The sequence below is a fragment of the Fibrella musci genome (assembly GCF_041321105.1).
GTDB classification, from domain to species: Bacteria; Bacteroidota; Bacteroidia; order Cytophagales; family Spirosomataceae; genus Fibrella; species Fibrella musci.
On the sequence record NZ_JBGGWD010000001.1, the window covers coordinates 475,486 to 502,049 of the forward strand.

The 26,564-nt window shown below is 55.4% G+C and carries 19 protein-coding genes; 7 read left to right on the forward strand and 12 right to left on the reverse strand.

Annotated elements, in window-relative coordinates:
* Positions 1–25 precede the first annotated feature (25 nt).
* The 3 genes from ACAW74_RS01945 (at position 26) to ACAW74_RS01955 (ending at position 4,256) form a co-directional block, all read left to right on the forward strand.
* Positions 26–2,440 (forward strand): hypothetical protein, encoded by a 2,415-nt coding sequence (locus ACAW74_RS01945; protein ID WP_370696503.1) that lies wholly within the window; start codon positions 26–28, stop codon positions 2,438–2,440.
* Between the two features lie 31 nt (positions 2,441–2,471).
* A complete protein-coding gene (locus ACAW74_RS01950) occupies positions 2,472–3,710 on the forward strand; it encodes a serine hydrolase domain-containing protein (RefSeq protein WP_370696504.1) in 1,239 nt (412 codons plus the stop codon).
* A gap of 63 nt (positions 3,711–3,773) precedes the next feature.
* On the forward strand, positions 3,774–4,256 hold the full coding sequence (locus ACAW74_RS01955; protein WP_370696505.1) for a RidA family protein: 483 nt from the start codon (positions 3,774–3,776) through the stop codon (positions 4,254–4,256).
* 99 nt (positions 4,257–4,355) lie between these two features.
* Here ACAW74_RS01955 and ACAW74_RS01960 read toward each other — a convergent pair whose 3' ends face one another.
* From ACAW74_RS01960 to ACAW74_RS01985, 6 genes are all read right to left on the reverse strand, one after another.
* Positions 4,356–5,246 (reverse strand): restriction endonuclease, encoded by an 891-nt coding sequence (locus tag ACAW74_RS01960; RefSeq protein WP_370696506.1) that lies wholly within the window; start codon positions 5,244–5,246, stop codon positions 4,356–4,358.
* 266 nt (positions 5,247–5,512) lie between these two features.
* Positions 5,513–6,322 (reverse strand): toxin-antitoxin system YwqK family antitoxin, encoded by an 810-nt coding sequence (locus ACAW74_RS01965; RefSeq protein ID WP_370696507.1) that lies wholly within the window; start codon positions 6,320–6,322, stop codon positions 5,513–5,515.
* Positions 6,323–6,512: 190 nt separating this feature from the next.
* A complete protein-coding gene (gene fumC, locus ACAW74_RS01970; protein ID WP_370696508.1) occupies positions 6,513–7,916 on the reverse strand; it encodes a class II fumarate hydratase in 1,404 nt (467 codons plus the stop codon).
* Between the two features lie 154 nt (positions 7,917–8,070).
* Positions 8,071–8,769, reverse strand: a complete 699-nt coding sequence (locus ACAW74_RS01975) for a LytR/AlgR family response regulator transcription factor (RefSeq protein ID WP_370696509.1) — start codon at positions 8,767–8,769, stop codon at positions 8,071–8,073.
* Between the two features lie 3 nt (positions 8,770–8,772).
* Positions 8,773–11,607 carry a PAS domain S-box protein gene (locus ACAW74_RS01980; protein WP_370696510.1) on the reverse strand — a complete coding sequence of 945 codons (2,835 nt, stop codon included), beginning with the start codon at positions 11,605–11,607 and terminating at the stop codon, positions 8,773–8,775.
* Positions 11,608–11,636: 29 nt separating this feature from the next.
* Positions 11,637–12,185, reverse strand: a complete 549-nt coding sequence (locus ACAW74_RS01985; RefSeq protein ID WP_370696511.1) for a heme NO-binding domain-containing protein — start codon at positions 12,183–12,185, stop codon at positions 11,637–11,639.
* Positions 12,186–12,406: 221 nt separating this feature from the next.
* Here ACAW74_RS01985 and ACAW74_RS01990 point away from each other — a divergent pair, with 221 nt between their 5' ends.
* The gene (locus ACAW74_RS01990; RefSeq protein WP_370696512.1) at positions 12,407–12,970 is read left to right on the forward strand and encodes an RNA polymerase sigma factor; all 564 of its coding nucleotides are present in this window, start codon (positions 12,407–12,409) and stop codon (positions 12,968–12,970) included.
* Between the two features lie 88 nt (positions 12,971–13,058).
* On the opposite strand, the gene ACAW74_RS01995 is transcribed toward ACAW74_RS01990, so the two are convergent.
* The 5 genes from ACAW74_RS01995 to ACAW74_RS02015 form a co-directional block, all read right to left on the reverse strand.
* Positions 13,059–13,814, reverse strand: a complete 756-nt coding sequence (locus ACAW74_RS01995) for an alpha/beta fold hydrolase (RefSeq protein WP_370696513.1) — start codon at positions 13,812–13,814, stop codon at positions 13,059–13,061.
* Positions 13,815–13,818: 4 nt separating this feature from the next.
* Positions 13,819–15,150 carry a family 1 glycosylhydrolase gene (locus ACAW74_RS02000; protein WP_370696514.1) on the reverse strand — a complete coding sequence of 444 codons (1,332 nt, stop codon included), beginning with the start codon at positions 15,148–15,150 and terminating at the stop codon, positions 13,819–13,821.
* 140 nt (positions 15,151–15,290) lie between these two features.
* Entirely contained in the window at positions 15,291–16,844 is a 1,554-nt protein-coding gene (locus tag ACAW74_RS02005; protein WP_370696515.1) for a GMC family oxidoreductase, read from the reverse strand.
* A complete protein-coding gene (locus tag ACAW74_RS02010; protein ID WP_370696516.1) occupies positions 16,841–17,353 on the reverse strand; it encodes a gluconate 2-dehydrogenase subunit 3 family protein in 513 nt (170 codons plus the stop codon). Before ACAW74_RS02010 ends, ACAW74_RS02005 begins: the two co-directional genes overlap by 4 nt.
* Before the next feature lie 118 nt (positions 17,354–17,471).
* Positions 17,472–18,338 (reverse strand): SDR family oxidoreductase, encoded by an 867-nt coding sequence (locus tag ACAW74_RS02015; protein ID WP_370696517.1) that lies wholly within the window; start codon positions 18,336–18,338, stop codon positions 17,472–17,474.
* Between the two features lie 263 nt (positions 18,339–18,601).
* On the opposite strand from ACAW74_RS02015, the gene ACAW74_RS02020 reads away from it, so the two are divergent.
* The 3 genes from ACAW74_RS02020 to ACAW74_RS02030 all read left to right on the forward strand — a co-directional run bounded on the left by ACAW74_RS02020 (position 18,602) and on the right by ACAW74_RS02030 (position 21,743).
* Positions 18,602–19,279 (forward strand): response regulator, encoded by a 678-nt coding sequence (locus ACAW74_RS02020; protein ID WP_173401277.1) that lies wholly within the window; start codon positions 18,602–18,604, stop codon positions 19,277–19,279.
* A complete protein-coding gene (locus ACAW74_RS02025) occupies positions 19,276–20,664 on the forward strand; it encodes a sensor histidine kinase (protein ID WP_370696518.1) in 1,389 nt (462 codons plus the stop codon). The genes ACAW74_RS02020 and ACAW74_RS02025 overlap by 4 nt, the downstream gene beginning before the upstream one ends.
* Before the next feature lie 86 nt (positions 20,665–20,750).
* On the forward strand, positions 20,751–21,743 hold the full coding sequence (locus tag ACAW74_RS02030) for a 2-hydroxyacid dehydrogenase (RefSeq protein WP_370696519.1): 993 nt from the start codon (positions 20,751–20,753) through the stop codon (positions 21,741–21,743).
* Between the two features lie 167 nt (positions 21,744–21,910).
* On the opposite strand, the gene ACAW74_RS02035 is transcribed toward ACAW74_RS02030, so the two are convergent.
* On the reverse strand, positions 21,911–26,275 hold the full coding sequence (locus ACAW74_RS02035; protein WP_370696520.1) for an SdrD B-like domain-containing protein: 4,365 nt from the start codon (positions 26,273–26,275) through the stop codon (positions 21,911–21,913).
* Between the last annotated feature and the right edge of the window lie 289 nt (positions 26,276–26,564).

Below are 26,564 nucleotides of genomic sequence, written 5' to 3' on the forward strand. Positions count from 1 at the left end.
TTTAACAACGTACCCAACGCACTCGATGTCTACCATGCTGCCCGTTTTCCTGAACCGCCGAACACACCTGGGTTGGCTGGGCCTGTGCCTCGCCATGCAGTCGGCGCTGGCGCAACCGCTGACGCAGGTACAGGCGCGGTTCGACACGTACCGGAAGCAATACCTTCAGGAAAAACTATACGTACACACCGATCAGTCGGCTTACCTGCCGGGCGAAACCCTCTGGTTCCGTCTGTTCTACGTCGATGGCTCACAGCATAAACCGCTGTCGGTGAGCAAAGTGGCTTATATCGAACTGATCAATACCGAGCAGCGGGCGGTGCTTCAATATACCGTTTCGCTGGGCGACAAAGGCGGCAATGGGGCCATGAACCTGCCTATGTCGCTGCCGTCGGGTACGTATGTGTTGCGGGCCTACACGCAATGGATGCGGGGAAGCAGCCCTGATTTTTTCTTTGAAAAGGTCATTACCCTCGTCAACCCGTTTCGCAAGCCCGATCTGCCGTTCAAGGCGGATACACTTGCCTGGTCGGTGCAGAGCTACCCCGAGGGCGGGCAATTGGTGGCGGGCCTGCCTGCTACCGTAGCCGTGCAGGCTACCGATACCAAAACGGGCCGGGGTGCGGCGTATCGGGGCGTCGTGCTGACGCAGGCCAACGATACCGTGGCGCGGTTTAACGCCCATCGGTTTGGGATAGGTACGTTCCGGCTGACGCCCGCCCCCAACACCACTTACCGCCTGCGCCTCACCGATGAGCGGGGCCGCACGGTGGTTCGCCCGATCTCGTTGCCCATAGCGACTAAAGGCTATTCGATGCAGGTTGAAGCGGGCCAGCAGGAGCAGCTTCAGATCACGGTCCGGAGCAACGTACCTGACCAAACCAATCCCGATGTGTTTCTGCTCGGCCATACGCGACAAGTGATCGGGGTAAGCGAACGGCAGATACTGCGCGACGGGCAAGCTACGTTTACGGTGCCTTTGCAGCAGTTAGGTGAGGGCATTTCGCACCTGACCGTGTTTGACGCCACCGGACAGCCCGTTTGCGAACGCCTCTGGTTCCGCCAGCCCAAAGCGGCGCTGACGGCTCAGGTAACGACCGACAAAGGCACCTACGCCGGCCGGGCGCCCGTGGCCCTTTCCCTCGTTACCAGTCGTCCCGATGGCGGGGCAACGATTGCCGATGCGTCGGTAGCGGTATTTCGGCTCGACTCCCTCGCCCCGCTCGACCCGGTTAACCTACCCGAATACCTCTGGCTGACCTCTGATCTGCACGGTGTCGTTGAAAACCCGGCCTATTACCTGACACAGACCGGCCGCGAGGCTGATGTGGCCCGCAATAACCTGATGCTGACGCACGGCTGGCGCCGTTTTCGGTGGGATGCGGTGCTGAATCCGCCCCAAAGCACCACGCTGGTGCTGCCCGAATCGCGGGGACTCACCGTCCGGGGGCGCGTGCTGAACAACCGCACCGGCCAACCGGCGGCCGACGTGGCCACCTTTCTTTCGGTGCCGGGTCAGGGGGCCCGGTTATACAGTCGGCGCAGCGATGCCGCTGGGTACGTTCGGTATGAGTTGCCGGAGTTGGTGGGGCCGCACGAACTGGTGCTGCAACCCACGCAAGCCGATAGCAGCTACCGCGTTGAACTGCTCAGCCCCTACGCCGAAGCAAGTGCCACCACGCCGCTGCCTCCGTTTGATCTGGCTCCCACGCTGCGCGACGCGCTGACGACCCGCAGTTTGACCATGCAGGTACAGAACCATTATTTCGCCCCGCCCCTACCCGGCCCACAAGCCGACAGCAGTACGTTTTACGGCCGCCCCGACGAACATTACCGGCTGGACGCCTACACGCGGTTTCAGACGATGGAAGAAGTCTTGAGCGAGTATGTGCCGGGCGTGGCGGTGAAACGGCTTTCGGGCGGTCGATTTGCCCTGCGCGTGAATAACCTGCCCGGCAAAGCCTTCTTCGACGACCCGCCGCTAATGCTGATCGACGGAGTGCCTGTTTTCGATCCCGACCAACTCATGGCCATCAGCCCGCTGAAATTCCGAACGCTCGACGTCATGACGAGCCGCTACTTTCTGGGGCCGCTGGCGTACTCGGGGATACTCAACCTCAACTCCTACAAGCAGGATCTGGCCGGTTACCGCCTCGACCCCAAAGCGGTGGTGCTCGATTACGATGGTCTTCAGGCGCGCCGCGAATTTGCCGCTCCCAGCTACGGCACTGCGGTGCAGCAGGCCAGCCGCCTCCCCGATCTCCGGCAGTTGCTCTACTGGAACCCGCAGGTAATGACCAGTGCCGCAGGAAAAGCCGGCCTCACGTTTTACTCGTCGGATCAGGCGGGGCGCTATCAGGTGGTGGTGCAGGCCCTCACCGCCGACGGCCACTTTACGACCGCCAGCCATACCTTTACGGTTCAGGACGTAGCGCATTGATCGCCCTTCCACCGGTTACCGTTTTTTATCTATGACCTTACCCGCCACCCTCAACACCACGTTGCTGTTGAGCCTAACCTGCGTGACGTTGGCCGTCGCCCAGCGAAAGACGGCTCCGAAAGAAGCGCCTTACTTCCCGACGGCGCAGGTCTGGCAGCATAAGCTCCCCGCCCAGCTCGGCCTCAGCACCGGCGCTATTCAGGAAGCTATTGCGTTCCATCGGGCCAACGAGATAAAAAACCCGCGCAGCATGGAACAGTCGCACTACCAGACGTTCGGCAAAGAGCCCTACGGCTACGCGATTGGCCCTTTTGCCGACCGCGGCGAACCGTCGGGGCTGATCGTGTACAAAGGCTATATCGTGGCTGAATGGGGCGAACCGCAACGCTGCGACATCACCCACAGCGTAACCAAGAGTTTTCTCTCAACGGTTGTAGGCCTGGCCGTCGACCGGGGCCTGATTCGGAGCGTAACCGATACCGTGGCCAGGTACGTCCCCCCTATCGAGCTATACGGGCAACCCGTAGCGCGGCCCGCCGATGATTTTGGCCAGCCTGAACTGCTCACGCCGTTCGAGACGCCCCACAACCGCACGCTTACCTGGGACCACATGCTCCGCCAGACCAGCGACTGGGAAGGCACCCTTTGGGGCAAACCCGACTGGGCCGACCGCCCCGACCCCGACCCCGCCAAGTGGCTCAACCGCCCGCGCAACGTACCTGGCACCGTCTACGAGTATAACGATGTACGCGTCAACGCGCTGGCGCTGGCGGCTACCAGTGTGTGGCGCAAACCGCTGCCTCAGGTGTTGAAAGAACAACTAATGGACCCCATTGGCGCGTCGAACACCTGGCGCTGGACGGGTTACCGCAATGCCTGGATCGTGCTCGACGGGCAGCCGGTGCAGTCGGTCAGTGGCGGTGGGCATTGGGGCGGCGGGATGTTCATTAATGCCTACGATATGGCCCGGTTTGGTCTGCTCACTCTACACAAAGGCAACTGGAACGGCCGACAACTCCTCTCAGAGCAGTGGATCGCGCAAGCCACAACGCCCACCCCGGCGCAGCCCACCTATGGCTACATGAACTACTTCCTGAACACCGACCGCAAGCTGCTTCCTTCAGCACCGGCCAGCAGTTTTTACCACCTCGGCAACGGCACCAACATGGTCTACGTAGATCCCGAACACGATCTGGTGATGGTCGTCCGCTGGATCGATAACAAAGCCCTGGATGGCATCGTAAAACGGGTGCTGGCCGCCATCGATTAAGTCATTCACCAGCATCGGCTTGCCAGCCAACAGTAAACCATACACGTTAAACGTCAAACGATCATGACTACCCCCGACGAAAACTTCGCGGCCCTTGGCCTCCAGCTCCCACCCGCTCCCGCCCCCAAAGGCGTTTATAAACCCTGCCTGATTGTGGGCAACTTCATTTACGTTTCGGGGCACGGCCCGTATATGCCCGGACGCGGGACCGCCGACGACAGCCTGATGACTGGCCGTGTAGGCTCGGAGGTCGACATGGCCTTTGGGAAAGCCGCCGCGCAGCAAACCGGTCTGGCCATTCTGGCGACTCTCAAGGCGGCGCTCGGCAGCCTCAACCGCATCAAACGCGTGGTGAAAGTACTGGGCATGGTGAATGCTGTGCCGGAATTTGGCGAACACCCCAAAGTCATTAACGGCTGTAGCGAGCTCTTCCTACAGATTTGGGGCGAAGAAAACGGCGTCGGGGTACGTTCCGCCGTCGGCATGGGCTCGTTACCCGGCAACATCTCCGTCGAAATCGAAGCGATGTTCGAACTGACGGAGTAATCGACATACATACAGCCTAAAAACGTGTTAGAAGCGTTTTTAGGCTGTATGTATACCTGACACGTAACTTCTGATCAGATAGCCTACATTTTTACTCATTTATTCACCAAAATAATCATTATCCATACGCTTAATCTCGTAAGTCTGCTGCACAGTGACACCCAAATTATAATCAATCATCAACTGAGCTAATTGCTCGCCATCGATCAATACAATCTTCGTTTCGTTTCTGGGTACGTAGTCAGTAGCTTCTCTAGTGAAACTTGATGTTGTGATAAAAACACCTTTCTTGGCGCCTTGTCCAGCTAAAGCACCTACGAACTTGTGCAGCTCGGGTCGACCGACTACATTCCCCGGCGCCCATTTTTTGGCCTGAATATATATAATATCAAGACCTAGTTTATCCTCCTTGATAGTCCCATCAATTCCCTCATCCCCACTTTTACCGATCGCCTTTCCCGCGTCTTTGATTGACCCACCGTAGCCCATTTTCACCAGTAATTCAACAACCAAACGTTCGAAAAAAGCCGGAGTGAGAGAAACAATTTTATTCAGCAATTCCTGAGCCAAGGTCTTACGAATATTTTGATATGAATTCTCAAGTGTCTCTTCAGGCGTTTGTGTAGTAATTTCGTCGATAGATGTCAGTAGATCGTTCCCGTTGTCAGATTTTTTTGGAGTTTGAAATTCCACAAACTCTGGAAATTGTCGCAACAGCCTATTGTCAATCTTGAGCGGTTTCTGATTTAAAACCGATATTCCTCTATCAGTAATTACAATGGTTGCACGTTTTGGTGATTCAAGCAATCCAGCTTTTTTTAAGTATGTCCTTGCCCAGCCCACCCTACTACCAAACACAAAAGTTTGCCCACTTGGAAGCAACTCACTTTTTTCCTCTTCTGTTAGCTTAAATTGACCTCCAAGAGCGTCAACTGCATCACTAAGTTTATACTCCCGCCCATCAGAAACGTGTTTTAGGAGGGGGAGCATAAGTGTTTGGTAATCAGGAATAGGCATTTAGGAGTAACGAGTAAAAGTTAACAATAAAAAATCGGTGACGTCGCCGCCAGCCGATTTTGATGCAAACTAACCATAAAAGTTAACTTGTTTTACCACTTCTACTACGTCGACTGGGGTTATCCACTGATCGACCTCATTGGGTAAGGTAGCCTAACTGTACAGCAGCTATATACTCATTAAGTGCTAAGCGGCGATCAATACGAAGTCATTACGAACTCTAGCATATCAGCAGCCAATCAGTCAGGCACGGGTAGTACCATTTTTAGCTCGCTCTTCTGCTTATAGATTTGTATCACCCAATCCGAAACCATCGGCGTTCCGTCTACGGTGGCCGGGTTCCAGTTGGGTCCAGCTTCGTGCCAACGGGGCATCGCGCTGATTACTTCCTTAACCTGTTTGGTAATTAGGGGGTCTGTTTTGGATAAGTGGCACGTCGTCGTGGCAACTTCGCCCGCCTGATTGATTACCAGTTGCACCAGCCCCTGCATGGTATAGCGCTTGAAAATGGGCAATAGTCGTTCTTCCAAATACACCCTGAGCTGATTTAAACTCGCAGTCGGTGTAGGGGGTTTTAAAAACGGTTCGTATGAGGTAGCCGCGCCTAATGAATCATAGCACGTACCTTTCTGCATTTCACCCCGCCGATAAAATTCCTTTCGTTTAATTACGCCCGATGGGTAATGCACGATAAATGGTCCGTCCAACAAGCCTTTTTTGTAATTACGAACTACGTGTAAGCGCCCATTCGGATACAGAATTTTTGTCATGCCATGTCTCAGCGTCACGTATTCGGAAAAACCGGTCGGTCCTTCTTGTTCAACATATTTGTACGTTTCGATACTGTATAATGTACTGTCTTTCAGGTATGTGTAAATCGTAAAATAGGTCCTTGGTTTATCTGCGTAGACGATTTTCTCAAAGTACAATCCTTTGTCACGATATTCTATATGATTATCAGCCAGATCATCAGCCTTCTTTTGGGCAGTGGCTGCGTGTACTCCCATCATCCATAAACAACCAATTACCCCAAGTAAACTCGTATTCATACCCCTTTCGCGTCAACCTGTACCACCCGTATCAATTACCTTATCCGACAAAAATATAGCTTTTTGCCCGATCCTATGTAACTAGTATTTACGATTCATTCTTGCTTTTACCGCACTGAATCCACAAAAAACGTGCTGATGCGGAGCAAGTGACTTCGCATCAGCACGTTATAAAAAATGGGTTGTATCGTTAGTTCGGCAACGTACCTACCATGTCGCCGGGGATTACCCACTGATCGAATTCTTCCGGCGTGAGATAACCCAGTTGCACGGCGGTTTCTTTCAGCGTCGATCCGTTTTTGTGGGCGGTCTGCGCGATTTCGGCGGCTTTGTAATAGCCAATTTTTGTGTTCAACGCCGTCACGAGCATCAACGAATTCTGCACATGTTTGTCGATGTTGGCCTGAATCGGTTCGATACCCACGGCGCATTTATCGTTGAACGACACGCAAACGTCGCCAATGAGGCGGGCCGAGTGCAGGAAGTTGTAGATCATCACGGGTTTGAACACATTCAGTTCGAAGTGACCGGTCATACCACCGATATTGATGGCGACATCGTTGCCCATCACCTGCGCCGCAACCATCGTCATGGCTTCGCACTGCGTGGGGTTTACCTTGCCCGGCATGATACTGCTGCCCGGCTCGTTGTCGGGGATAAACAGCTCGCCAATGCCCGCCCGGGGGCCGCTCGACAGCATGCGGATATCGTTACCGATTTTCATCAGGCTGGCGGCTACCGTTTTCAGAGCACCGTGAGCCTCCACAATGGCATCGTGCGCAGCCAGCGCTTCAAACTTGTTTTCGGCCGTTACGAAGGGCAGCCCCGTTAGATTGGCGATGTGTTTGGCTACGTTCTCGGCGTAGTTGGGGGGCGTGTTGATGCCTGTACCCACGGCCGTACCACCCAGCGCCAATTCACTGAGGTGCGCCAGCGAATTGTTGATCGCCCGCAGGCCGTGATCGAGCTGCGATACGTACCCGGAGAACTCCTGCCCCACCGTCAGCGGCGTAGCGTCCATGAAGTGGGTACGTCCGATTTTCACCACGTGCATGAATTCCTTCGCTTTGGCGTCGAGCGTGTCGCGCAGTTTCTTGATGCCGGGAATCGTAACGTCGAGCAGGATTTTATAGGCCGCAATGTGCATGGCCGTCGGGAAGGTGTCGTTGCTGCTTTGCGACTTATTCACGTCGTCGTTGGGGTGCAGCGCCTTCTTTTCGTCGGTGAGCGAGCCACCGTTGAGCACATGCGCCCGGTATGCCACCACCTCGTTGACGTTCATGTTGCTCTGCGTGCCGGAGCCCGTCTGCCAGACCACCAGCGGAAACTGATCGGCCAGTTCGCCGGCCAGCAGTTCATCGCAGACGCGCCCGATCAGGTCGCATTTTTCCTGAGGGAGCACACCCGCGTCGAGGTTGGTAAGGGCGGCGGCTTTTTTCAGGTACGCAAAGGCCTGAATAATCTCGCGCGGCATTTTGTTGATGTCCTGCGCGATTTTGAAGTTTTCAATGGAGCGTTGGGTTTGGGCACCCCAATACACATGAGCAGGCACCTGCACCTGTCCCATCGTGTCTTTCTCTATGCGGTATTCCATGTTGACTCTTAAACACGTTCGTTACGGCGCAAAGTTACGGCCAAGGTCCAATCTTCAATGTTCAACGTCCAATGTTCAACGTTGGCTGGCGCGTCAGCAATCATGCGCCAGCCAACGTTGAACATTGGACGTTGAACATTGAACTAAGTAATCCCTACAACAGATTAAGCCGGTTCATCAACTCGGGCTTGTTGGCCCGGCTGATGGGGATTACTTTCTGCTTCACCACCAGCGTATTCTCCTCGATGTCAACAATTTTGTCCAGATGCACGATAAAGGAGCGGTGAACCCGCAGGAACTGCTCGCCTAGTTTTTCCTCCATGTATTTCATGGTGGCATAGACGATGTGGGTCTGGCCATTGGTCACGATTTTCACGTAGTCGCCCGTATTTTCGATATAATCGATCGCATCGAAAGGCAGCCGAATGTAGCGACCTTCCGTTTTTACGTAAATCTCTTTTCGTTCATTCGCAACGGGGGCATTGGCTTTCTCGCGTGCTTTCAGTTCAAGCACTTTTTCGACGGCCAGGTTGAAGCGAGGGCGGGTTATGGGTTTTTTAAGGTAGTCGGTTACCTGATGCTGGAACGCCTCAAAGGCGTATTCCGTCTTGCTGGTTGTTAGCACAACATACGGCATCGCCGGTAACTGTTCAATTAATCCGAAGCCCGTCAGGCCGGGCATTTCCACGTCGAGCCAAATCAGATCGACAGCCTGTTCGGTCAGGAAATCCAGGGCGCTGGTGGCGTTGTCAAAGGCCGACAATACGTCTAAGCTGCCATGTTCTTCGCAAAGCCGCTGTAGCTGCTTTCGGGACATGATTTCGTCTTCAACTATGATACAACTCAAACGCATAGGTTAGGTCTCGTTAAGTAGCTGAACTTCATCTTCTATCAGGGGAATCGCCTCTTGCAGCGTTGTAACTACTTCCTGGCAATATACATTGACCAGATCGGGGTCGGCAGCATGTCGGGAGGCTTTCTCCAGGCGGTGCATGGTGTTTTCGAGCCGGGTAAGGCCCACCATGCCCAAGGTTGGTTTTAGTTTGTGGGCCTGCCGCATCAGCTCGGGCCAGTTCTGTTGACGACAAAGGCCAGGTAGTTGCAGCAGGTCGGGTACGATACTGGTCAGGAAGGTATTGAACATTTCAGCCGCCGCCATCCGGTCGTCGCCATACAGTTCGGTCAGGCGGTTACGATCCAGCTGGAGGCCGTTCTGCTCGCCGGGTTCGCTGTGCGGGTACTGCCGCAACAGTAGCATCAGCTGGCCCGGATCGAAGGGCTTGGTCAGAAAATCGGTCATGCCCGCTTCCAGCGCCACGTTCTTGTGGTCGAGCATGGCCGAGGCGGTCAGTGCCACAATGGGAGCGTGCTGATTGGGGTTATGCGTATTCCGAATCGCCACGGTGGCTTCGTAGCCGTTCATTACCGGCATCTGAATGTCCATCAGAATGAGGTCGAAGCGCTGACGCCGGGCCTCCATCACCGCCTGCCGCCCATCCGAAGCCAGCGTGTAACGTACCTGCCATTTACTCAGCAGGCTACCGATGTACTTCTGGTTCATTAGGTTGTCTTCCACCACCAACACGTGCCCAACCTCTGGTTTGTCACTGACGGGCGGTGCCGTATCAATCAGGTTGACGTTTAGCGGCGCAATTAGCTTCGGGAAAGGCAGCACAAACGTGAAGGTACTACCGTGGCCGGCGCGGCTCTCTACGGTTATCGTCCCTCCCAGCAGATCCACCAGCTCTTTGGTGATCGCCAGCCCCAGGCCGGTGCCTTTATGCTTGTGGCCCTGCGGGTTAACCTGCTTGAACTTCTGGAACACCAACCCGATTTTTTCGGCGGGAATCCCGATGCCGGTGTCGGCCACGGCAAATTCCACCCAGGTGTTGTTGGCGTCTTCGTGCCGGATACGTACCGTCAGTTGAATGCTGCCCACTTCGGTGAACTTCTCGGCATTGCCTACCAGATTGGTCAGAATCTGGTTCAGCATCACCTCGTCGCCCATGAAATTACCGCTGATACGGGCGTCCAGCATGATGTGAAACTGAATGGGCCGATCCTGCAACTTCATCTCGAACACCTTCTGCGTCGAACGCAGCAGGCCCGCCAGATCAAACGGGCGGGGGTTCACTTCTACGCGCCCTGCCTCGATCTTGGTCATGTCGAGCAAGTTCGAAATCAAGCCGTGCAGAAAATCAGCCGACGTTTTCAGAATGTCGATGTATTCGCGCTGCTGCAAAGTCGGCTGCGTATCGAACAGCAGGTGCGACATACCAATGATGGCGTTCAGCGGGGTGCGAATTTCATGGCTCATGTTGGCCAGAAACTGCTTCTCGGCCTGCCGGGCATCTTCGGCTACCTGCTTGGCGTTGGCCAGCTCGGTTTCCAGCAGCTTGCGTTCGGTCAGGTCATAATAGATAGCCATCGACCCTACCAACTGACTTTCTTCGTCGTAGATAGGCACGCCACTCACCAGCACCCAAATGCGGGAGCCATCTTTTTTCAGCAGCTGAAGCTCATACGACCCACCCACGCCGCGCAGCCGCTGCTGCTGCTGCCGATCGATCACCTCCCGGAACTCCTTGGGTACCAGCAGGTCAGACAGGTGTTGCCCCAGCAGTTCATCTTCGCGGTAGCCCAGCATCTGGCAGCAGCGTTCGTAGACCCGTACGATGATCTGCTCGTTGTTTACTTCGAGCAGGCCGAGCTCCATGTTGTTCATGATGCCCCGGTACTTCTCCTCGCTGCGGCGAATCTGCTCGCGGGCGGTGTGCTTCTCGGTTACGTCGGTATACTGCCAGAGATGACCCAGATACTGCTCGTTCAGAAACAGGGGAATGTAATCGCGTTCCAGAATCCGACCATTTTTGAGGTTGATCACCTCCCCCACCGACGTTTGCTGCTGACTCAGCAGGAAGCGTGTTTGCACAAGAAAGTCTTCGGGGTTCTCGACGGCCCGCATCGAGGCTTCCGACAACGTACCTGAGTCTTGCCCCGTCAGCTGGTCGGGCTGAACGTCGAGGCTGAAAATATCGCAGAAGAGCTGGTTGATGAGCAAAATCCGGCCGCGCTCATCGACCACCAATACGCCTGACTGCAGGCTGGTGATAAGCGTCGACAAACGTACCTGGGTGGTTTTCAGCACCACTTCGGCCAGTTTCCGGTCGGTAATGTCGCGCGCTACGGCTACCATTTCCACGACCTGCCCGGCTTCGGCTACGAGACGTACCGACTGGCCAATCCAGATTGTGCGCCCGTCTTTGGTCGTAATCGGAAATTCGTCGTAGCTGCTCTCCCGCCGGTTGGCGATCATGCTCGTGTAATACTCGATCATGGTCTGCCGGTGGCTTGGCTGCACCAGATCCGTAGCCCGCATGCCAATGCATTCGGCTTCGGAATACCCCAGCATTTTTTCGGCCGCCGAGCTCACAAACGTAAACTGCCCCGACGGCGATACTTTAAAGATAAGATCCTGCACCGACTCAATCAGTTGCCGGTGGTGCAGTTCATTGGTGCGCTGTTCTTCCAGCTTGGCCCGAATCTGCTGCTCAAGATTTTCATTGAGGTGCTGTAGCTGCTGGTTGGCTTCGTAGAGCGCCAGTGCTTTTACTTCCAGCAACCGTTCCGCTTCGCGCCGGGCAGCCCGTTCGCGGGCCAATCGTCGTTTCAGCATGCCAATATTCTCCATAACCTACCTCTACCTATTGCTACGAGTCTTTACCATTCCCCCTTTTTCGTGATCTCAAAAATTACGTTGCCTCCATCCTCAGCCACCCTCGACTCGGCAACCTCGGCTTCTTCGCCAAAGTGGGCCAGGCAGCCTTCAATCAGGCCGCGCGCGAAGTCGGCCAGTTTACGCTCTGATTCATAATGCATTATCAAACGACCCGGGGTGGATTGAGTAATGGTGAAGTGGGGCAACTCAGCATCGGGATACAGCTTCCGCACTTCCACATGAATGTATTGCTGAATGGAACTGAGCAGGCTAAACGCCGAATCGGACCGGCTAATAAATATGCCGTAGTCCCGCTTGAAGGAGCTGAACATATACCGACCGTAGGCACGTAGCAACTGACTCACCGGCACGTTGAGGTGCTCGCTCAACTTGTTTACCAGCGCCATCATCTCGGCATGGTCGTAGGTACCTACCGAGGTGTAGTTTCCCCCTGAAGGCAGATGGCTTTCCAGTAGCATTTTATCTACCAGCTCGTAGCCGTGGGCCTCCTCAACCATCTCCAGAAACTCCGTAAAAACAAATCCTTTCATTCAAAAATGGCTAGAAAGCTTAACGCCGGTCCCTGCTTGCCCGATCCGATTCCGGATGTACCCGGAAATATACAACCCGCAGACGCTCCCAAAAAACGGACAAAATATGCAGTTCATCGAATACATTCATATGAATGCGTGAAGGTAACACACTTTTGTCACGTCATCCGCAGCTAAGGACTTAACCATAAAGCGAAGGCGTTGCCATCAACTAACAAGTTATGAAACATTTATTATCTGACGAAGAGGTTATTCAACAGTACTTCACGCTTCGCCCAAATTATTGCTTCGAAATTCTTTATAATCGTTACATGCAAAAGGTATACCGTCGGTGTTTGTCGATGACGAAAGACGCGGACCTTGCCCATGATTTTACCCACGATATTTTCATCCGGATGTTTGCCCGGCTCGATCGTTTTCAGGGCCGCTCCTCCTTCTCCACCTGGCTCTACGCCATCGCCTACAACTACTGCCTGGATCAGCTTCGGCTGGCCAAACGGATTCCGACCACCCGTATGGACGAAATGACCGAATACGGGATGTTTCACCACACCGACGACTCAGCCGAGAGCCTTGAACCATCACTGCAACAGCTGGGACGCGCCATGAAGAGCATTTCGGATCAGGATGCCGCTATTCTTCGCCTGAAATACCAGGACGGGCTCGACGTTCGGCAGATCGGAAACCGCCTCAATCTGAACGACAGCGCCGTAAAAATGCGGCTGAAGCGGTCACGTGATCGGGTAAAGCGCATCTGCGAAACCGCTTATTACCCTAACCTATAGTTCAATAATCAGCCTCATTTGTCAATACCTTTCCATTTATGTATTCGGTTTACTTGTGAAGACCAACGTCTGTTCAGGCGTTGGCCTTTTAGTTAGTGAGCGGTAGGACCATTGCCCGTATACAGGCTGCTACTACACCGGGCGCTTCGTAGGGTAACAAATGGCCCACCTCGCTCACTACCCGCAAGGTGGCCTGCGGTAGCCAGGGCATCACTTGCTCGGGTTGCACGGAGGCTGGCAGCGCTTCGTCCTGATCACCCGCCAGAATGGCTACTGGCACCTTGATGCGGCCCATCCTGTTCGTGATGTCCTCCCGACTGCCCACCTCAGCCCAGGCCACCCAGGCTTCGGTTGATGCGCGCAGGTTATCGTCGATAATTTGCTGCCGCATGGTGGCATTGATGGCGTGATGCGTGATGGTTTCCGCCGTCTTCTCAGCCGTTTGCTGGCGCTCGTCGGGTGTCTGTTGGGGGCGCGCCAGCATCTCCTGGCGTGTCTCGTCGGGTATGGGCTCGGGGCTGGGTGGCGAAGGGGCCAACAAAACCAGTCCTTGTAACCCCGACAGCGCGGGCCGGTGCGCCGAACCCGCCGCCAGTGCCAGCGCAATTTTTCCACCCATCGAGTGCCCCACGAGCACGAAAGGCTCCTGATTAACCCACTCGTCGATTTGGCGAGCCACTACATCAGCCACGTCGTCTAAAGTCTGTTGGGCCGATAGCGTGGGTGCGTCGCCAAAGCCAGGCAAGTCGAGCGCATAACTGGTAAATTCGGGGGTTAGCTGTTCCGTAACGTATTGCCACGATAGCGCTGACCCACCGAAATAATGCAGAAAGACTAATTTCATAGCGTTACGCGTCGACTTTAATGCGGGCGGGCCGATCCGTGATCTCGAGCATCTGCCCGTAGGGAACGATGGTAATCTGCCCGAACTCCTTCAGCAACATTTTGTAGGCGTCGGCCACCGGGCGGGGCTTGCGGTTGAGGTCGTACAACCCGCAGGCATTGACACGATTATTCTCCTCCGCCAAACCCGTATCCCAGTCGATCTGATCGATCAGGCTATACCAGGTGAACCCTAGCACCGGGGTGCCATCGCGCCGCATCTGCATCATGTTGATCCACTGTTTCCAGAGCCACATGGGGGCGTCTTCGGCCTCAAACACGTTGGTTTCCGTGTGCATAACCGGCTTTTTGTACCTGTTATAATATTCCTTCGTGATCTGATACCAACCCAGCACATCCATCGAGCTAAACATGGTGCCGTCAGGCAGCTTGATCTGTTCGTTGCGACCGTAATAGTCATTGCCCATGACCTGATACCCCGGAGGCTGACCAGCCATAAACCAGTTGTATTCGTCGCGGGTCATCCCGTTGTCGAGCAGGTAGAGCGTAACATCGGCAATGGGCGCGTGGGCGTAGAGCAAATCAAGCGAGAGGAACCGCAGTTCGTTGTGCAATCGTATCTCGGCAGAGGGGGCGGCGCGCACCTCGTGGATGTACTCGGCGCTCTCGCTCTGAATGATAATCAGGTCATTGCGGCGCTTAGCCAGTTGCTGCGTGCCCATAATACTAGCCGCCACAGTGTGCTTCAGAGCCGTGACAAACGAGCGGTCGTCGCTCAGTTGTTCATTCCAAAGGCCGTCTTTGGCGCTGTGACGGGCCGTCACGTAAATCTCGTTGACGGGCGTGTAGTAACGTACCCAGGGGTACCGCTCGGCTACAGCCGCGCAGTATTCGGCAAACAGCACCGGGAGTTCGGGGTTCTGATAGTCGCCCACCCAATCGGGCACGCCGAAGTGCATTAGGTCCAGGATGGGGGTAATGCCCTGTCGCCGGATTTCGGCCATCGCCAAATCCGCAAATTCCCAATCGAATTTACCCGGCCCCAGGTGAATGTTGTAATAGGGCAACCCATACCGTAACACCTTCAAGCCCAATTCCTTGACCAGCCCGATGTCTTCTTTGTATCGTTCGTAATGACCGCATTCGCGCAATTGGTCACGACGGGTTTTGCCGCCATTAATGGTAGGGTATGAGCATTCGATGCCCGTGGCAAACATAAAATTGGTGGGAGAGCCGTCAGGAAGGCCGCTACCATCGCCCCCGCTTGCGCCCCCAAACTGGTCACCTTCGTAATTACCAGTCCCAAAGTGTTTTTTAATATGTCCCAGAAAGTCCATAGTACGTTGTGTGGAAAAGGTGCGATGCGGGCTGGATTATGAATTATGGATTGTGAACGATGAATTGGGTCAGACGAGGCAGGTACGTTATCCGGCCCGCCCAATTCATCATTCATAATCCATAGTTCATAATTCTTCTCTCATCGCGCTAAAAACTGGTCGGCTGTGCGAAGCGACAGTGCCATGATGGTCAAGGCAGGATTCACACTCAGGGCCGACGGAAACGTCGAATTATCACTGATGTAGAGGTTGGGTACGTCGAACGACCGGCCGTTGGGATCAACGACCGCCGCGTCGCCGTCATGGCCCATCCGGCACGTACCGATGACGTGAGCCGACCGGGGCACGGTATACAGGGTTTTGGCCCCCGCCGCCTGCCAGATGTCGGTCATCAGCGTCATTGCGTGGCTGATCTGCCGGTTTTCATTTTCCCCATTGGTGAAATAAATACGCGGTTTCCGCACGCCCCGATTGTCGAGTTCATCCGACAGTTCGAGGTAGTTATGGTCGTAGGGCAGGCAATCGCCCAGAATATTGATCCCAGCCGTGTGGTTGTAGGCTGTCATGGCATCGTGCATCGCTTGCCCCCACAGGCCATTGGTGCGGGCCAGTTGCGAGGCGTACGTCACGGGCATGACGCCGATGGATTGCAGCAGATAACCACCTGCGAAGTCGACTGGTTTGCCGTTGCGGTCTTTGGGCCGGTGGGTATCTTCCGAAATCAGCCCGCCGGGAATGCCCCGGTGTGGGTACGTGGGTTCCTCGAACGTACCCCATACCTGCGGGCCCGTGTGCGCCATCAGGTTACGGCCAATCTGCCCGCTGCTGTTGGCCAGCCCATTGAGCAGCAACAGGCGCGGCGTCTCTACCGCCCCGGCACATAAAAACACGTGCCGACACCGCTGCCGGTACGTCTGTCCGTCGTGCACATACACTACCTCCCGGACGCGCCCCTGTGTATCAAGCGGCAGTTCGGTCACGAAACATTCCGACCGGATTTCGGCCCCGTTAGCCATCGCAATGGGAATATAGGTCACGTCCATGCTGGCTTTGGCCCCCACGCTACACCCCGCCTGGCAGAAGCCCCGGTTAGTGCAGACGGGCCGCCAACCCACGCCGGGTTGGTAGTACGGAGCCGACAGCGCCGCGTTGGCGGCTGGCGACGTACGGATACCCAGTTCGGCACAACCCCGCTGCATCCGAACGGCTGCGCTGTTCAAGGGCAACGGCGGCAAGGCATAGGCTTTCCGGCGGATTGGTCCCCACGGGTAAGGTGACGGCCCCGATACGCCCAGAAACTGTTCGATTTCGTCGTAATACGGTTCGAGGTCAGCAAACGCCAGCGGCCAGTCGACGCCCTTGCCAAATTCGGTATGCAGTTGCAGGTCGTCGGGTTGGGCACGGGGCGTATAGGCAGTGAAGTGCAGGGTCGAGCCGCCCACACCGATGCCCGAGTTGTTGCGACCAAAGGCGATGGGGTCGTTGCCCGCACTAAGGCGTTCGTCGTTCCAGAACAGGAACTCCTGCTTGCGTTCGTCGGTGGCAAAATCGCGTTTAGGGTCCCAGAAGCGGCCCGCTTCCAGCGCTACCACCGAGAGACCGGCACTTGCCAGCCGAGCCAGCAGGGGTGCACCGCCCGCGCCCGTTCCAATGATGACGGCGTCAACAATTTCGTGTGTCGGGTAGTGTTTCATAGGTCGGCGTAACCAACGTACCCGATGGCTTCCTGCATGTAGGGATGGGCGTACAGGTATTCGGTGATCTCCGTCAGCAGTTCTTCGAAGAAGCGCTTCGGCGACACCCGTTGCCAGCTGCCGTTGTCAGGTACGTTGCCCTGTTGCACGTCGGTCAGTACGGCGTCTTTTTCGGCATCGGGTAAGGCGATGAAGGCTTGCCCAAACCGCCGTTGAGCGTGCTGATCGATACCCGTCAGCCCCAGCTTATACGCCTCCCCATCGGTGGGCATGTCGTTGTAGCGCCAGCCGTTCGATTTCCCGTCGGCCAGTCGTTCATCAATGGGGCGGGCCATGTCGATCGGGCCAGTGGCGGGTATGGGCCCGGCTAGCCGAAGCGCAACCGCCTGTAGCAGCGTCAATTCCGCCTCAGAAAAGTAGCGCGGTGGTGTGATGGTTGGTTGCACGCGTTCCAGCAGTGCCGAACGCGTCGCCGAACTCACGAAAGGCGAGTCGAGTAAAGGGAACATGGGGACGTTTTCAGTTTAAAGTTTGCAGTTTGGGATTTGGAGTTTGCAATTGGTTGGCGCAAGCCTACTTGGGCGTTAGCCAACCAATTGCAAACTCCAAACTCAAAGCTATATCGGCTTACCCGAGCTTACCGCCGGTTACTTCGACCAGCGAACCCGTCATGAAACTACCATCAGCCGAGGCCAGCAGCACGTAGGCAGGAGCCAGTTCCTCAGGTTGGCCGGGGCGGGCCAGAGCGACCTCGTGGCCAAAATTCTTTACTTCATCTTCGGGCATCGTCCCAGGAATGTTGGGCGTCCAGACAGGGCCAGGCACCACAGCATTGACCCGGATACCCCGCTCGCCCAGTTGGATAGCCAGGGATTTGGTGAACGCGTGAATGGCGCCTTTGGTAGCCGTGTAATCAACTAGAATCGGGTTGCCCACGATGCCTACAATGCTGCCCGTATTCACGATACAGTCGCCTTTTTGCAGGTGCGGCAGCGCTGCCTGCGCCATAAAGAAGTAGCTAAAAATATTGGTCTCGAAGGTGCGGCGCAGTTGCTCTTCCGTGATGTCTTCGACCTTTTGCTGCGCCATCTGGTAAGCCGCATTATTGACCAGCACGTTTAGCTTACCGTATTCGGCGATGACCTGTTCCACAGCCTGTTTACACTGTTCGGACCGCCGCACATCGGCCTGAATCACCAGGCAACGGCCGTCTTTCGCTTCCACCATTCGTTTGGTTTCGTTGGCGTCGTCGGTGTTTTCGTTGTACAGGATGGCCACGTCGGCCCCTTCCATGCCGAAAGCAATAGCCACGGCACGGCCAATACCCGAGTCGGCGCCGGTGATGAGCGCCACCCTACCCGCTAGCTTATTGGCGGCCTGGTAATTGGCAAGATCGGTTTGGGGCTGCTGCTGCATGTCCGACTGACGAGCCGGATACGGTAGTTTTTCGGCCTCGATCTCGTCGGACGAGGGGCGTACTGGTTGCGATTGCATAACGAAGAGTAAATAATAGAAAACGATTAGTAGAGGCAAAACGCCGAAACCCACCAGTTGGTTATGATCTCTTCTAAACGGCTTCAACTGCTTAATAGCCTTTTAACGCCCATTTTCACGCCATTTAATCAGCGGTCAATACGTTCGTTGCTCGAAAGTGCTCCGAAACCGGGCTCATCCGGCGCTTACCGTATACTCAGTTAATAGATCAAGTAGGTCAATTCAACCTTTTAATTTTTGTCGATACGATGTACTTTGCCGATATGAAAGTTCTGATTGTGGAAGATGAGCCCAAGCTGGCCTCTTTCGTCAAAAAAGGGTTGGAAGAGCAACGGTGCGAAGTTGATCTGGCCTATGACGGGCAGATTGGCCGCACGATGGCGTTGACCAACAGCTACGATGTGATCGTCCTCGACGTGAACCTACCGAAAGTGAACGGTCTCGATCTGGCACAGACCATTCGGCAGGAGCAGGTGAAGACCCCCATTCTGATGCTCACGGCAATGGGGTCTGTGGAAGACAAACTGTCGGGATTTGAAGCCGGTGCCGACGATTACTTGGTGAAACCGTTTGAGTTTCGCGAGTTGATGGCCCGCATCCGGGTGTTACACAAGCGCAGCTCGGACAGCGGCAGCACGATCAATGTCCTGCGCGTGGCCGATCTCGAACTGGACCTCAACGAAAAAGTGGCCCGGCGCGGCGGCAAACGCATCGAGCTGACCGCCAAAGAATTTGGCCTGCTCGAGTACCTGATGCGCAACCGGGGCCGGGTGGTCTCACGGATCGACATTGCCGAGAAAGTCTGGGATATTCACTTCGATACCGGCACCAACGTAATCGACGTCTACGTGAACTTCCTCCGTAAAAAAGTCGACAAAGAATTTCCGACCAAGCTCATTCACACGGTCATCGGGATGGGCTATATCATGAAAGAAGAGTGAACATCCGCGCCCGGCTGACGCTGCTCTTTTCGCTGCTTGTTGGGTCGATTCTGCTGCTTTTTTCCCTGTCGATCTATTTACTCTATAACCAATATCGGGAGATCGACTTTTTCGATCGCCTCCGCGAAAAAGCGCTCACCACGGCCCGCGTGCGTGAAGACGCTGGCGAGGTAGCCCGCAATGACCTTCCGCTGCTTACCAACGAGCACGTTGTTATTTACAATCCGGCCAATCAGGTCATTTTTTCGGTGGGTAATGGTAACGTACCTCTCCTGCCCGCTGCCCAGCTCAACCACATCCGGGAGGGCCACGAACTGCACCTGACCGATGAAGACGCCGAAACGCTCGGCGTAAACTACCGGAGCCGCGACGGGCAGCGGCTTGTGGTGATTGCCTCGGCCTACGACCGCTACGGCTTCAACAAGCTGCGGCGCCTCCGCGAGATTCTGTTTTTTGGCTGGCTCGGTAGTCTGCTGGTCGTTGGGATTGCGGGTTGGCTGTTTGCGTCGGATGCCCTGCGGCCCGTATCGGAAATTATCGAGCAGGTCAATACTATTTCAGCCACCAACATTCATCAGCGGCTACACGTCAGTCGGCAGCGCGATGAACTCGCGGAGCTGGCCCGCACCTTCAACATGATGTTGAACCGGCTCGAAGAAGCCTTCATCAGCCAGCGCAGTTTTGTTTCCCACGCGTCGCACGAGTTGCGCACCCCCCTGGCTATTATGCGGGGCAACCTCGACGTGGCCATGATGCTCCCGCGCGATGTGGCCTACTACGAGCAGACGATCAACGAGGTACTGGATGAGGTGAAGAAAATGATCGATCTGGCCAACGGCCTGCTCGATCTGGCCCGCGCCAGCTCCGATGCCTCGCGGGTGGCGTTCAAACCCACTCGTCTCGACGAACTGCTCTGGCAGGCTCGCGCCAACCTGCTTCAGAAATCGCCTGACTGCTCGGTGTCGATCGACTTCGACAACCTGCCCGATCAGGACGATGACCTGACGATTCCGGGCGACGAAGCCCTGCTGCGGACGGCCTTCCAGAACCTGATCGAAAATGGCTGTAAATATTCGGCCAACCACAGTATGGAAGTCCGGATTGGCTTTGCTCCGCAACAGGTTCAGCTCACGTTTAAGGATGAGGGCTACGGCATTCCGGCCGCCGATCTACCGCATCTGTTCCAGCCGTTCTACCGCTCGTCGCATACGACCAGCAAAGCACCGGGGCACGGCATTGGTCTGGCGCTGACCCAACGCATCGTACAGTTGCACAACGGGCAGCTCACCATCGAATCGCAGGAAGGCGTTGGCACTACGGTGCTGATCCGGTTTTCCCTGGCCGTCCCTGCAAACTCCCTGAACCGGGCCAGCACCCAGTCATAAAGTCAGTGCGGGCGTTGACTTGTGTCAGGGGTTATGGCCGCATTAACCAGCAGTTTTATAGGCATGAATTGGAACCGAATCATGCCATGAACATCGCCTTTTTTAGTACCCTCCCCTTCGAGCAGACGTGGTTCGATCAGTATCGCAACCATCAGCGCATCACCTACATCGATCAGCCGCTTACCCTCGATACGGCCAAGCTGGCCATGGGGCACCGGGCGGTCTGCGCCTTTGTCAATGATGACCTAAGCCGCCCGGTCATCGAAACCCTCAATGGGCTGGGTGTTTCCGTCGTCGGTATGCGCTGCATTGGCATCGACAACGTAGACCTGATCACCCTCAACAAACTGGGCATGACGCTCCTGCACGTACCTGGCTACTCGCCCCATTCAGTAGCCGAACAGGCCGTGGCGCTCCTGCTGGGGCTGATCCGGCACGTACCTGAAGCCCACCAACGGGTGCAGCGCGGCGACTTCAGCATCGACGGACTAATGGGTGCCGATCTGTACGGCAAAACGGTTGGCGTTGTGGGGACGGGGCATATCGGGAAAGCGTTTGCCCGGATCATGCAGGGATTTGGCTGTAAGCTGCTGGCCTACGACATCAACCCCGACCGGGCTTGGCTCGACAGCGGGGTGCACTATATGCCCCTGCCAGCATTGCTTCAGGCCGCAGATATTGTTTCGCTCCATTGCCCGCTGACCCCGCTGACCGACAATCTGATTAACGACCAAACGCTGGCGCTGATGAAACCCTTGGCCTGGCTAGTAAACACGGGTCGGGGCAAGCTGGTCAACACCAGAGCGGTGCTCGACGCGCTCGACGAAAACCGGCTGGCCGGTTACGCTGCCGACGTGTATGAGCAGGAACGGGCCTTTTTCCACTATGATTTATCGGATCAGTTTATCGACGATCCGCTGCTGGATCGGCTCCGCAATCACCCCAAGGTGTTGCTTTCCGCCCACCAGGGTTTCCTCACCGAAGACGCTATGCGGCAGATTGCCCGTAGCCTGATGAATCAGTTTAGTTTCTACGAAAATCGACAGACGTCGCTCATCTCTAAAGCATCAATGTGCTGAACGCAAACAAGCAGAAGCATATCCTGTTCGCCCAACTGAAAGAGATTTGGGGGCAGGCATTCGTAACGTATGTTGTCGTTTCTGTGACAGTACCAACAGCCAATTGCCCTCACACTCAACTAGGGTATGGGGGCAATTGGCTGTTGCGTGCGATGGTCGGGCTTAGATTATGGCCTCACAGGCTTACCCCCTACCTTTGTTCGCTTCACTATATAAGGCGCGCACTTAACCGGCGGACAGGCACAATTCGCCGCAGGAATTAGCACCATCACATCCCTGTAGCAACCCGACCCGCTGTATACCCGAATTGTGTAGGTGCCGCCACTCTGAAGCTCAGGGTTGCTGCCTTGCGTGGCCAATACACCACCCACCACCGACGACAACGATCGGGGCGATGCATACAGCGCCGTGGTAGCACTGTAGCTACTGCCCACACTGATGTTGTAGCTCACCGCATCGCTGTTACTGCCTGTCAGCTGGATGGCAGCATTCGAGTTGGACGTCGCCCCCGTACAGGTGGCCGCCACACCCAACGCCGAGAGGCTGGGCGGTGCATCTTCTACAATGTCGAAGGGGCAGCACGAGCCATCAGCACAGCCCCCAGCATTGGTCCCAGACACGGTGTAAATACCCGCCGCCGTTACGCTCAGCGTGGCCGAGGTCGCCCCCGCGATGGGCTGTCCATTGCGCGACCACTGGTAGCTGGTGAATGAAGTGGGCACCGACAGTTCAAACTCGAAAGGTACACCCGCACAGATGTGGACGGGCACGGTGGTGCAGGTGGTAGCCGTTTGGCCATCGGGAGTAGTAGCCGTGTTGTAGACTATCCCTTGCTGAGTCAGGCTGGCCGAGAAAACCAGCGTAGCCGTAGTGCTGGCCGGCAAGCTAGGCACAACCCAGCTAAAGCCCGAGGCCGTGGAGGTAACGGTGCCGACTGACGCGGTGGTGGTGCCGGGGATGGCCGTCAGCCCGGCACTAAACGAGTCGGTCACCGTGGTGGTGGCACTGGCGATTGAGCTGGTATTAGCCAGAGCCAGGGTGTAGCTCACGATGCTGCCAAGCTCGGCACGGCGGGTGCTAACAAGTTTGCTCAGCAGGGGTATCGGAGGGGCCACCGTGCAGCTGCCCGGAGCGGTATAGGTCGCCATGGCGGTGCCGCAGCCGGGCAACGAGACTGTCACTATATGCGTGCCAGTGCCGCTGGTCAAGCCACTAAGTGAGTAGGCAACCGAGGCAGCCGAAGCAGGTACACTTACAGTGGTAGACTTGGCTCCATCCGTGATGGTGGCCACACCACCCGTTGTGTTCATGAGGTTGATGGTGCCCGTTACAGTGTATTGATTGGTAGCGGAGTTACACATACCTGGCGTAGCAATAACGCCACTCACTTCGCAAGGCAATACACAAGCCGCCACGGTTAGGCTCGATACTGACGCAGAACAAGCCGTATTACTGCTGAAATGGGCTTCCAGCGTGTGCGTACCAGTGCCGCCAGGTACGTAAAAACGGGTGGGCTGAGGCGAGGTCAGGCCGTTGGTCACCTGGATGGTATCGACAGCTACGCCATCCCAGGTCACCACGATATCCTCGCCTACCGGGCCATTACTCCACGACAGGGTTGCATTTACCTCGCGCCGGGTACCGGTGCAGGCCCCTGGCAGTACATTGCTGATGCCCAACGCACAGACGGCCGGGGCACAGGGCTGTGGGGCCAGAATCGAAGCCGCATCCTGACAGGCAGGGCTGAAGCCGGCCGTAATGGCATGGGCCGCCCCGTTGGCCGCCACGGTAAAGCTGACCAGGGCAGGCGAGGTAGCTCCGCCCGTTACATTGATGGTTTGCGGATTGGCTCCGGCCAGCGTAACGGTGATGTTCTGACCGGCCGGTGGATTCGCCCAGGTAACGAATACGTTCACCGTGGCCCGGCTCACACCGCCCGAATACGAACAGGGGCTAACCGTCGTGTTGGCCACTTTCACATCGCAGGTGGTGCTGGGGTAGAGGCCTAAGTCCCAGGTCAGGTCGATCTCGGTGGCCGACAGGGAGGTCACCGCAGCAATGATGCCTTCGGAATCTTTCGTTTTATCCGAACCAACCAGACTGGGCGAAACGGCGTACCCGGATGGCGGGTAGAATACCGCAAAATAGTCGCCGGGGGCCAGATTGGGGAACAGGTAATTTCCCGACCCGTCGGTAACGGTGAAGCCTACGAAGGTATCGGTTGTTTTGTCGGCCACCCCATCGCCGTTGTCTTTGTAGAGTTCAACCTTCACCCCCGAAATCCCTAACTCACCGAGGTCCTGAATGCCATCTTTATTGGTATCCAGCCAGACAAAGTCGCCATACACGGCGGGCGTAAGCGGCTGTACTTTAATGCCCACTTTAATGGGTTCGGCGGGTAGCAAAGGCTGATTGTTGTCGGTGCGTACGCCTACGTACCCAAACGAGTTCCAGGCAGTTTCGCCCGCCGTCGGGGCCGTGGTGGGAGCGCGCATGGGCCAGGTGAGCAGCAGCGAATCGCCCGGCTGCAACACAATCGAGCCAAAGTCGAATTTGAGTGACTGAACCTTGGTGATATCCGCCGGTGGAGCCGTCGACCAGTTGGCGGTAGTACACCCCGCCGGACTGTAGCCCAGTTCAGGACGACAGGGATTGCTTTCGGTGGAGTAATAAACCGTTACGCCAGTGGGCGGCGTTACCGGGCCGGCCAGGTTGGGCCGCCATTGGGTGAGTCGATTCTGGATATCCAGCACGCCTTTATCGCCAATGAAGGGCAGAATGTCAATGACCTGAACACTGGTCATGGGCACATTTCCCTGGTTGGACACCCGAAGCCGATAATCGGCCAGACCACCGGGCACGGTCAGGCCAAAGTCAGGGTATTTGGAGTAGCCCGCATCGAGCTGCCCCTTCACCAGTTTTTCGGACGTGAGTTTAGCCAGTGCCTGAAGGGTAATAGGCACTGAACTTGAACAGGTCATTTCGGTAGTATTACCGTCTCCGTCGATGTCGTAGGTATCTACGTTCTCTCGGTAGGGGCACCCGCCTATATTATCGGCAATTATATAGCCCGCGTTGTTTTTTTGCGTCAGAGCACTTGAGTTTTTGACAATGACCTTCAACGTAATAGTCATCGACCTACCCGTAGGCACGCTTTCATTAAGTTTCCACTTCAGAAAGGTGTTGGCACCACTGGTAGTGGAACTGAAGACAGGCATGGTAGCTCCATACTGACTGGTATACGTCCAGGAAACAAACTGTAGCTCATCCGTCTTGAACACATCAGCGATAATAGGGTTGTTCAGTGGCTGCGATGGTGAATTTCCATTGGTAAAAACAAGCTGATAAGTCACCGTATCGCCAACGGTGCGGGAAGGACTACCCACCAAAACCTTGTCAAATGATATGAACGCCCCTGTTCTGGGGGGTTCAATAGTTACGGTGGCACAGGCCGATCGGTTGATTTGATCGGAGGTGCCGTACATACAGTTTTTAAATGTACCCAACGGCGCATCCGCTGCTACATCAAAATAAACCCTGGGAATGGCTAATGTATAAGCACCGGCTGTGAATGCTGAGGGAAAGCACCAGCGCACGATGGTTACGTACTCATTCGACGGTAAGGTTATCGGCACATTGAGGTCTGCCATAGACGCGAATGGCGAACCAGCCAGCGAGGTCCAGGTCGAATTCAGGTTCGTCTGGTATTGTATAGTAAAGGTCTGGCCAGCATAGTTATTTATCGTTCCGGTATAAATTGATTTAACCCGTAGTTTGTCGGCCATCGGTAGGGTATCGACTACGCAGAAGTTCGTTTTATCGACATTGCCGGCTGAACCAAAATAGAGATTATAATAACCTTTTCCACCCTGCATTAGTCGGCCCGCTCCCAGACCTGGATCGGCTAGTGCTGATTTGTTGACATCAAGGCTAAGTACAGAGTTAATCGTTGTCGATACCGTATTACTCACTGTGGTTGAACTGCCAGAGGTGATGGTGGCACTGTTGGGCATTACTGTACCTCCAGGATTTCCGGCATTAACCTTACCTATAATTTTCACCTCTCCCGTCGTACCAGCGGGCAAATTGCCCAAATTGAAAGTTACCTGGTTCAGGTTGGCATCGTAGACTGCGTTGTTAGGTTGAAAAGACACCTCATATAAATTCGGAATCACATCTTTGATCACCACATTGGTACAGGGGTTGGTGATGCTGACACAGTTATACTGAATCGTATAGGTCAGTGGCTCATTGGGATTCACAGTAGTCTGGTCAACCGTTTTTCGAACCTGTAGCGTCTGCGCCTGCGCTCTGTACGACGGTGACGCTGCGAAGAGCCCTAACAGGGCCAGTAGAACATAGATAAAGCCAGAGCTACGCCCGGTGGGTGCAGGTGTACAGGCTCTTGGCGGAACGGACCTTAGCACTGCCCCCGCAGAGGTACTGTACTGACGGATTCGATTAGGGTAAAAGCGAGTATGTAGTTGGTTCATAGACTGCCTTTTCTTTTCAGGGTTTTGCTGTTTTACCATTGTGTGCTTCCGTTACGGTAGTTTGTTGATCAATGCGTTCAGTTATACTTATTCATGAGCCATCCAAGTGCCATCACCATCGGATTCCTGTTCACCACTCCTATCGGAGAGGGTCATCTGACAATGCATGTCGAGCGCCTATTACACGAAGCGATCGTTGCTCGACGAGACGACCATTGGTGAATGTGTCATCAGAAAAACCCACCTGGCACCATCAGACCAAATCAAACCTTTTTCATTGATTTTTGTAAACTATTAAATTTTTTTAGTTACATTATATAGCACATGA